Raw genomic sequence first — 9,400 nt, 5'->3', positions numbered from 1 at the left:
TAATGTTTGTGTTTCTTATTAATTTATAATAAAATTTGAATATTGAAGAAGTGAGCGATGAATATTGGAACGAATAAATTAAATAGAGGAACAAGGTTAAACAGCTTTACCAGCAAGATAGCCCATGTTTTTTTTGATTCGTTTAAAACAGCCTTATTAACTATTTTATTTGTGTCCATTCTTTTTTTCCTGTCGTTTTTACTGTGGCATCAAATCGTTGATTCGAAAAAAATATCACAGCCGGTTATAACAGATCAGGACAATGGTTTAAAGGTTGCAAATAATACTTCAAAAGATGTTCGACAAATACTTGTTCTCGATTCCTATAATATTGGATATTCCTGGTCTGATAATGAGATTCAGGGGATTATAGAGACTTTCAAGAAAGCTGATCCAAAGCTGCGGCTTTTCATCGAATATTTGGACTTCAAAAATTTTCCAGGAATGGGATATGCAGACCGCCTGAAGGACATTTTTCTAAAAAAATACCGTACAAAAAATTTCCCAGTTGTAATAGCTGCTGATAATCCTGCGCTTGAATTTGTGCTCAAATACCGGCCTGCTCTGTTTCCTAATGCCGCAATTGTTTTTTGCGGAATTAACGGATTTGATGAAAAAATGATCAAAGGGTACAAAAACATAACAGGCGTTGCAGAAGTCCTTGATGCTGAAGGCTCTGTTAGAGCAGCACTCAGCATGTTTCCCAAAACACAAGAGGTAATAGTTATTCATGATTACAGTGTGACCGGACTGGCTACCAGAGCAGAGGCTGAAAAACAGTTAAAGGCATTATATGACAAGGTTAAATTTAGTTATGCAGAAAATATGAGTATTCAAGAACTCATTCGATACTTGAAGGGCATTTCTTCAAACAGCATTGTACTTGCTCTTTCATACGGCATGGATGGAGATGGACAAGTTTTTAACCACAGCACAATATCCAGATTGCTCAGTGCAAATTCCCCTGTCCCGGTATTTAGCGTGCATGAAGAGCGTCTGGGTTACGGAACAATTGGCGGCAGCCTGCTTGGCGGAAAACTTCATGGAGAACTAGCAGCTGAGATGGCTCTCAGGATATTATCAGGTGAGCCCGCATCGAATATCCCTATTGATTTTAAGAGTCCTGCTCGAAAAATGTTCGACTACAATCAGTTAGTCCGCTTTAATATTCCACTAGAATCTCTGCCTGAAAAAAGCATTATTATCAACAAGCCAATCTCGTTTTTTGAGGAATACCGCAGTCTTGCGCTTACTGTTCTGGGCATAATCATAACTCTTATAATTGGGATCATTATTCTTGGGGTTAATATTTATGAACGTAAAATAGCTGAACAGGCTTTGCTCGAACAGCAGAGTTTTACTGGTAAGCTGATTAAAAATTCTACTGTCGCTACATTTGTTTTGGATAATAAGCACAGAGTTATGCTCTGGAACAAGGCATGCGAGGAGCTTACCGGCTGTATGGAATCAGATATGGTTAATACTGATGATCAATGGAAACCTTTTTACAGCAACAAGAGATCAACGCTTGCAGATGTTATTATCGACAATAATCTTGACAGTCTTTCCAAGCTCTATGCTAATTACTCGAAGTCTGCACTGAATCCTAATGGAATAAAAGCAGAGGGGTGGTATAAAGACCTTGGCGGCAAGGACAGATATATTGTATTTGAGTCATCGCCTATATACAACAAAAAAGGGGAATTGACAGCAGCTATTGAAACGATCCATGACATTACTGAAAGCAAAAGGCTTGGAGAGCAACTCCTACAGGCACAAAAAATAGAGGCAATAGGCCAGCTTGCAGGTGGAGTAGCCCATGACTTTAACAATATTCTTACTGCAATAGTTGGGTATGCATATTTGACGTTAATGAAAATGCCGGGAGACAATTTGCTGAAGGGAAATATTGAACAGATTCTCAATGCATCAGAGAGGGCTAAAAAACTTACGCAGAGCCTTCTTTCATTCAGCAGAAAACAGATAATCAACCCGGAGCCAATAAACCTGAATGAGATCGTAAAAAAATTAGAAGATTTTTTACACAGACTGCTCAGAGAAGATATAAAAATCTCTATGAAATTTGATGAAGATGATTTAATTGTTTTTGCCGACAGCGGGCAGATAGAGCAGATGCTTATGAATCTGGTTGCTAATGCTGGAGATGCGATGCCTAATGGCGGGCTTATAGATATAAGCACTAAGCTGGTGAATCTGGATAATAAATTTATAGAGGCATATGGTTATGGAAAAGAAGGGCAATATGCTCTTGTATCTGTTTCGGATACAGGAGAAGGTATGGATGAGAAGACGAAGAGACGGATATTCGAGCCATTTTTTACAACCAAAGCACAAGGGAAGGGAACCGGGCTTGGACTTTCTGTTGTGTACGGTATCGTAAAACAGAATAACGGATTTATAAATGTGTACAGCGAACAAGGGAAGGGCACTCAATTTAATATTTATATGCCGTTATGCGGAGTGATAAAAGGTGAAAGGCAGACAAAAAACGAATGTGAACAGATAAAAGGAGGCACAGAGACGATACTTGTTGCAGAAGACGATGCTGTATTGCTAAGGCTTGCTTCTACTGTCTTGAGCAATAATGGATATAAGGTTATCGAGGCAGAGGACGGAGAAGAGGCTATAGCCAAATATAGCACAAACAAAGATATTATAAAGCTGATTATTCTTGACGGCATAATGCCGAACAAAAATGGAAGAGAGGCATATCAGGGAATTAAGGTTATCACCCCCAATATCAAGACAATTTTTATGAGCGGCTATGCAGAAGACATTATAAGCAAGGGGGGATTGCTTGAACCGGGAATAAAATTTATGCTCAAACCTGTTACGCCATTGGATCTGCTGAAAAAGGTGCGGGAAGTGCTTGACGCTTAAGCATGTAGAATTTTGATATACAGGGAAACTTAATCTTTATATATTGGAAAAAACAGAAAAGACAGGAAATTATACCTGTCTTTTTTGTTTTAGATAATGTTTTGTTTTTTAAATATCGTAATACAAGAAGAACTCGTATGGATGCGGCCTGAGTCTCAGGGCATCAACTTCCTTTGACCTCTTATAGCTTATCCATGTCTCTATAGCATCTTCTGTAAACACATCGCCTTTTCTTAAAAAACCATTGTCTGCCTCCAGATTATCAAGCGCTTCTTCGAGGCTTGCAGGCATTGTTGGAACAGATGCAAGTTCTTCTGGACCAAGCTCATAAATATCCTTGTCCAATGGGTCACCCGGATGTATCTTGTTCTCAATACCGTCCAATCCAGCCATGAGCATTGCAGCGAATGCAAGGTATCCGTTGCATGACGGATCAGGGAATCTAATCTCGCATCTCTTTGCCTTTGGGCTTGGAGAATAAGTTGGAATTCTTACTGATGCCGAACGGTTTCTTGCTGAGTATGCAAGATTAACCGGCGCCTCAAATCCGGGCGTGAGTCTCTTATAGGAGTTTGTTGTTGGATTTGTAAGGGCTGCAAGAGCCGATGCATGTTTTAGTATTCCGCCTATGTAATAGAGAGCCATCTCGCTCAGGCCTGCATATCCGTTTCCTGCAAACAAGGGCTTGTCTTTTTTCCACAAGCTCTGATGAACATGCATTCCTGAACCATTGTCGCCAAAAAGCGGTTTTGGCATGAATGTAACAGTCTTATTGTTTTTCTTTGCAACATTTTTAATTATGTATTTAAAGAGCATGAGCTTGTCAGCCATTTTTACCATTGAGTCGAATCTCATATCTATCTCAGCCTGACCTGCTGTTGCAACTTCATGGTGTTCTCTTTCAACGTATATTCCGCACTTCTGCATCTCAAGTACCATCTCTGTTCTAAGATTGACCTGGCTATCTGTTGGAGGGACAGGAAAATATCCTTCCTTGTGTCTTGGCTTGTATCCGAGATTCGGGTTTTCCACTTTGCCTGAATTCCATATTCCCTCTGAAGAGTCGATGAAATAATATCCGCTGTTTGAGTTCTGGTCAAATCTAATATCATCAAAAACAAAGAACTCTGCTTCAGGACCAAAATATGCAGTGTCAGCAATTCCTGTTGATTTAAGATAAGCCTCTGCCTTCTGCGCAATGTACCTTGGGTCTCTGGAATAGAATTCTTTTGTTATTGGATCAACGACATTACAGATAAGGCTTATGGTCGGATAAACCATAAAAGGATCCATGAATGCTGTTGCTGCATCAGGGATTATGAGCATGTCTGATGTATGAATTGCCTGCCATCCTCTTATCGAAGAACCGTCGAATCCGAGGCCTTCTTCAAAAATTTCCTCTTTTAATTCTGATATCGGCACTGCAAAGTGCTGCCAGATGCCTGGAAAATCAAGAAACTTGAAATTAGCCATAACTGCCTTGTTTTCCTGAGCCATCTTGATTACTTCTTTTGGTGTCATATTTCCTCCTTTGATTTTTTTTATTTAAACTGCTGTTTCGCCGTGTTCTCCGGTTCTGATTCTTACTGCATCTTCAATGTTATAGATGAAGATTTTCCCATCGCCTATTTTGCCGGTCTTTGCAACTTTTTCTATTACAGACAAAACCTTTGCCGCAAGATTATCGGATATTACAACTTCAATCTTTATCTTAGGGATAAAATCAACAACATACTCAGCGCTTCTGTAGAGTTCTGTATGGCCCTTTTGTCGTCCAAATCCCTTAACTTCTGTTACTGTCATGCCTTGTATGCCGATCTCATTCAAGGCATCTTTTACAGCATCAAGTTTAAAGGGTTTTATTATCGCCTCAATCTTTTTCATGTCTCACCTCCATAATATATATGAATATATAACAATAAGCATGCCAGTGAAAATTCCTTTTTAAGCAATGTTTTTTATAGAAGTGAGTTCTTGTTCTTGCCTGATTTTCATACAGCGGTGATTAAGAAATAAGCAGAACATTAAATTTGTTATACTTTGACATGACAAATGCCCCAAAGCTAAGAGGCCACCATCTTATATGCCTTCATTTCTTCAGCGGCAAAGGATATGATCAGGAATTCATCGAAAACCTTAAGCGTACGATTTCAGCATCATTGGAATCAGGGCTGGAAATTACGCTTGGGGCTGATAATATATGTGAAAAATGCCCTAATTTAAAAGATGAAAAATGTTCATATACCAGTAACGCTGACAGGATAATATTAAAGATGGATGAGTTTGCATTAAAATTGCTCGGCGAAAACGCCGGAGCTAAATTAGAATGGGATTCTGTAAAAGAAAAAATACCTTCCATATTTAAATCATGGATGAAAAAATACTGTAAAAAATGCAGCTGGGCATCAGTCTGCGAAGAAGATGATTTTTATAGAAAATTGAAAAACAGCTTTTAAGCAGTAATAATTTAAGTAAACAACTCCTCTATCTTCTTCCCTATATCCCCTCCTTCCATAAAAGATGTTCCTATAAGAACTGCATCGACGCCGGCTGATTCAAGTTTTGAAATGTCGTCTTTTGTTTTTATCCCGCTTTCACTCACAACGATTCTGTCAGATGGAATCTCTTTTTTTAGATCGAATGTATTGTTAATGTTGATTTTCATTGTCTTAAGATTTCTATTATTAATGCCTATTATCTCAGCGTTAATATCAAGAGCTATCTCAAGTTCTTTCATGTCATGGATCTCAAACAAAACAGAAAGTCCGAGTTCTTTTGCAATATGCAGATATTCTCCTGCCTGATTTTTACTTAATATCGCGGCTATTAAAAGTATTGCATCTGCATCGTTAGCCCTTGACTCATAAATCTGGTATTCGTCAAAAATAAAATCTTTTCTAAGAAGTGGTTTTGTTGTTATTTTTTTTATTTCAGGGATAAAGTCAAGGCTTCCCTGAAATAAATCTTTTTCAGTGAGAATAGAGATAGCCCTTGCCTTTTTCTGCTCGTAAACCCTTGCGATCTCAATATGGTTGAAATCTTTTCTTATAATCCCCTTTGAGGGCGATGCTTTTTTAATCTCGGCAATGAGTTTTATTTTTTCGTTTCTATTTCTTTTTATTGCGGATTTAAAATCGCGGGTCTTGTCAGCATCTGCAATTTTTGCTTTTATTGCGCTTAATGACAGAATGCCCTTTGCCTCTGCAAGCCGTTCTTTTTTTCTTAAGACTATCTCGTCAAGTATTCCCATGAAAGGATTTTAAAGAAACGAGACAGTATTTTGCAAATAATATTGATTGCAAAATTTTTTGGCAGGAGGAACAACACGATTTTTGCTATAATTCACAGGATGGATGAGAAGAAGCGCATAACAAAAGCTGCTGGACTCATGTCTATAGCAACACTTATCAGCAGGATTCTCGGCTATGTGAAGGACATGATACTCGCAGGCTATTTTGGCGCAACTGGTCTCTCGGATACATTTTTTGCAGCATTCAGGATTCCCAATCTGCTTCGTGAGCTTTTTGCTGAAGGTGCTATGTCTTCTGCATTCATTCCTGTACTTACAGAATACCAGCAGAAACACGGAGAAGAAGCTGCAAGAAAGCTTGTTAAAATAGTTTTAACTTTTTTATTTATTATTGTTGGAGCAATATGCATTATTGGGATAGTTTTTGCGCCTTCGATTGTTTCTCTGATAGCACCGGGATTCCTGAATTCACCAGAGAAATTTTCGCTTACAGTTTTACTTACGCGAATAATGTTTCCTTTTTTGTTGTTCATAAGTCTCGCTGCTTTGGTGATGGGTGCGCTTAATTCCAATCGTATTTTTTTCATCCCTGCACTTGCTCCTGTAATGCTTAATATAGTGATAATTATCTGCGTGGTTTTGCTTGTATCAAGAATTGAACAGCCCATTGTCGCAGTTGCAATTGGCGTTACGCTGGGAGGGTTTTTCCAACTGGCATTTCAGATGCCGTCATTCTTTAAAAATGGATATAAATTGGGCACTGACACAGATTTCAAGCATCCTGGTTTCAGGCGTATGGCTTTTCTGATTCTGCCTGCTACGATTGCAATGGCTGTTAATCAAATTAACATAATAGTCAACAATATATTTGCTTCGTATCTTCCAGAGGGAAGCATCACATATCTTTATTATTCAATGCGACTTGTCCAATTCCCAATAGGGATATTCGGAGTTGCAATGGGCATGGCAGTTTTACCAACCCTTTCCGAGCATGCTGTAAAGGGCGATTTTGAGAAATTGCGGGATGACTTTTCCTTTGCATTAAGATTGCTTTTCTTTATCACAATCCCTGCAATGGCAGGGTTGACAGCACTGAGAGACCCGATTGTTAATCTGCTTTTTCAGAGAGGAGAATTCACTTATAATGCAACAATAGGTACTACTGAAGCGCTGTTTTTTTATTCTTTGGGCATATGGGCGATAGTTGGAGTCAGGGTTGTTACTGCGAGTTTTTATTCGATGCAGGATACAAGAACACCTGTTAAAATTGCTGTTGTTGGTATGATTACAAACATCATTATGAGTTTAGTTTTGATGGGACCGTTAAAACATAGCGGACTTGCGCTTGCAAATACAATTGCTGCTTCTGTAAATTTTGTTCTTTTATTTTATTTCTTACGTAGAAAATTAAACAGGCTTGGTGCAGGACGTATTATAAAATCTTTTTTAAAGATATCCTGTGCAGCTGCTGTAATGGGTTTTATCGGCTGGATTCTGCTTCATGGTGATATCTGGAAACAAAGCGGAATGACAGCCTTAAAAATAGGTTATCTCTCAGGCACGATTGTCTTTTGCGTATCTAGCTATGTTTTTGTATGCTATTTATTCAAGGTTGAAGAGCTTGCATATGTTATCGATACTCTAAAAAAGAAAATTCAGAGGAGTAAATAAGGATGGAAATCAAAACTATTACAGTAGGACCGCTTGGTGCAAACTGCTTTATTGTAGCAGATGAAAAAACAAGTGAGGCGATTATCATTGATCCTGGGGATGAGCCCGAAAAAATATTAGAAACAGTAAATAACAATAATTACAAAATAAAATATATTATCTGCACTCATGCTCATTTTGACCATGTCGGAGCAACTGGTGAAATTAAAAGAAATACAAACGCAAAAATAGTAATTCATAAGAATGATCTTGAGCTTTATAGAAATGCTGTTGATCAAGGAGCATTCTGGGGATTTGAGGTTGAATCATTGCCTGAGCCTGATATGTTTGTTGATGAAGGAGAAAAAATAGAATTTGGCAGTCTAAGTTTTGAAGTTATGCATATGCCTGGACACAGCCCCGGCGGAATCTGCCTCTATGGAGAGAATGTTTTATTTGCTGGAGATACATTATTTGCAGGGTCAGTTGGAAGAACAGATTTCACGGGCGGAGATTTAAGTTTGCTCAAAAAATCATTCGCAAGGCTATTGACTTTACCGCCTGAAACTAAGGTTTTTTCAGGACATGGACCCTCTACAACAATAGGTATTGAGAAGATAAATAATTTTTTTGTTGATGAAATATAAAAAATATCAAATTAGAGCTTTTAGATGATTTTAAGAGAAAAAATGATTAAAAATATATTATTTGCCTTTTATGGTAGTTTTTTAACTGTTGACTATAATCTAAAAAATGTTATTATTACTGTCTGTGGTAAGGTTTTTAGGTGTAAAACATACCTGAGAATCACCCCAAGCGGTTCTTTAACAAAGATTGGCTCTACCGCTTGGTAGAGCCTTTTTATTCTCTGTTTTTATCTTGCAGCATAAAACAGAAAGTAGACAAGATAAAAATAGAGATTTTTGTTCTTTGAAAACTACAAAGTAGGTCCCGTCAAGTTTTAAGTTTATTGAGTTTTAGGTGTTAATTGAGAGTTTGATCCCGGCTCAGAACGAACGCTGGCGGCGTGCCTAACACATGCAAGTCGAACGGAGTCATTTTGAAGTAGCAATACGGATGGATGACTTAGTGGCGCACGGGTGAGTAACACGTAGGTAACCTTCCCTTAAGTGGGGGACAACCTCGCGAAAGCGGGGCTAATACCCCATAAGACCACGAATTGAAATATTTGTGACCAAAGGAGCAATTCGCTTAAGGATGGGCCTGCGGCCTATCAGGTAGTTGGTGAGGTAACGGCCCACCAAGCCTAAGACGGGTAGCCGGTCTGAGAGGACGGACGGCCACACTGGAACTGAGACACGGTCCAGACTCCTACGGGAGGCAGCAGTGGGGAATTTTGCACAATGGGCGAAAGCCTGATGCAGCGACGCCGCGTGAAGGATGAAGGCCTTCGGGTTGTAAACTTCTTTTATTGGGGACAATTATGATGGTACCCAATGAATAAGCCACGGCTAACTCTGTGCCAGCAGCCGCGGTAAGACAGAGGTGGCAAGCGTTGTTCGGAATTACTGGGCTTAAAGGGCGCGTAGGCGGTAAGATAAGTCTGAGGTGAAATCCTATGGCTTAACCATAGAACTG

The 9,400-nt window shown here is 38.9% G+C and carries 7 protein-coding genes and 1 rRNA gene; 5 read left to right on the top strand and 3 right to left on the bottom strand.

Going from position 1 to position 9,400, the window contains the following annotated elements; genetic code table 11:
* Positions 1 to 57: 57 nt before the first annotated feature.
* A complete protein-coding gene (locus LLF28_05420; GenBank protein MCE5194884.1) occupies positions 58 to 2,901 on the top strand; it encodes a response regulator in 2,844 nt (947 codons plus the stop codon).
* 108 nt (positions 2,902 to 3,009) lie between these two features.
* Here the strand turns inward: LLF28_05420 and glnA are convergent, their stop codons facing one another.
* Together glnA and LLF28_05410 are read right to left on the bottom strand one after the other, a co-directional pair.
* Positions 3,010 to 4,422, bottom strand: a complete 1,413-nt coding sequence (gene glnA, locus LLF28_05415; GenBank protein MCE5194883.1) for a type I glutamate--ammonia ligase — start codon at positions 4,420 to 4,422, stop codon at positions 3,010 to 3,012.
* Positions 4,423 to 4,446: 24 nt separating this feature from the next.
* Positions 4,447 to 4,785, bottom strand: coding sequence for a P-II family nitrogen regulator (locus LLF28_05410; protein ID MCE5194882.1), 339 nt, complete (start codon positions 4,783 to 4,785; stop codon positions 4,447 to 4,449).
* A 161-nt stretch (positions 4,786 to 4,946) separates the two neighbouring features.
* Here LLF28_05410 and LLF28_05405 point away from each other — a divergent pair, with 161 nt between their 5' ends.
* Complete coding sequence (locus LLF28_05405; GenBank protein ID MCE5194881.1) at positions 4,947 to 5,357, top strand: DUF1284 domain-containing protein; 411 nt, start codon at positions 4,947 to 4,949, stop codon at positions 5,355 to 5,357.
* 11 nt (positions 5,358 to 5,368) lie between these two features.
* Here the strand turns inward: LLF28_05405 and trpC are convergent, their stop codons facing one another.
* Complete coding sequence (gene trpC / locus LLF28_05400) at positions 5,369 to 6,151, bottom strand: indole-3-glycerol phosphate synthase TrpC (GenBank protein ID MCE5194880.1); 783 nt, start codon at positions 6,149 to 6,151, stop codon at positions 5,369 to 5,371.
* A 30-nt stretch (positions 6,152 to 6,181) separates the two neighbouring features.
* Here trpC and murJ point away from each other — a divergent pair, with 30 nt between their 5' ends.
* The 3 genes from murJ to LLF28_05385 all read left to right on the top strand — a co-directional run.
* Positions 6,182 to 7,822, top strand: coding sequence for a murein biosynthesis integral membrane protein MurJ (murJ, locus tag LLF28_05395; GenBank protein ID MCE5194879.1), 1,641 nt, complete (start codon positions 6,182 to 6,184; stop codon positions 7,820 to 7,822).
* A 2-nt stretch (positions 7,823 to 7,824) separates the two neighbouring features.
* A complete protein-coding gene (locus LLF28_05390) occupies positions 7,825 to 8,448 on the top strand; it encodes an MBL fold metallo-hydrolase (protein MCE5194878.1) in 624 nt (207 codons plus the stop codon).
* A 337-nt stretch (positions 8,449 to 8,785) separates the two neighbouring features.
* Positions 8,786 to 9,400, top strand: a 16S ribosomal RNA gene (locus tag LLF28_05385); the annotation flags it as partial.

This window comes from Nitrospiraceae bacterium, from assembly GCA_021373015.1.
Taxonomy (GTDB): domain Bacteria; phylum Nitrospirota; class Thermodesulfovibrionia; order Thermodesulfovibrionales; family UBA1546; genus JAJFTJ01.
This window is presented reverse-complemented; position numbering and strand designations above follow the sequence as displayed.

Coding starts and splice junctions, on each gene's coding strand:
- trpC (MCE5194880.1), bottom strand. CDS start 6,151: ATGGGAATACTTGACGAGATAGTCTTAAGAAAAAAAGAACGGCTTGCA.
- LLF28_05420 (MCE5194884.1), top strand. CDS start 58: ATGAATATTGGAACGAATAAATTAAATAGAGGAACAAGGTTAAACAGC.
- LLF28_05390 (MCE5194878.1), top strand. CDS start 7,825: ATGGAAATCAAAACTATTACAGTAGGACCGCTTGGTGCAAACTGCTTT.
- LLF28_05410 (MCE5194882.1), bottom strand. CDS start 4,785: ATGAAAAAGATTGAGGCGATAATAAAACCCTTTAAACTTGATGCTGTA.
- glnA (MCE5194883.1), bottom strand. CDS start 4,422: ATGACACCAAAAGAAGTAATCAAGATGGCTCAGGAAAACAAGGCAGTT.
- LLF28_05405 (MCE5194881.1), top strand. CDS start 4,947: ATGACAAATGCCCCAAAGCTAAGAGGCCACCATCTTATATGCCTTCAT.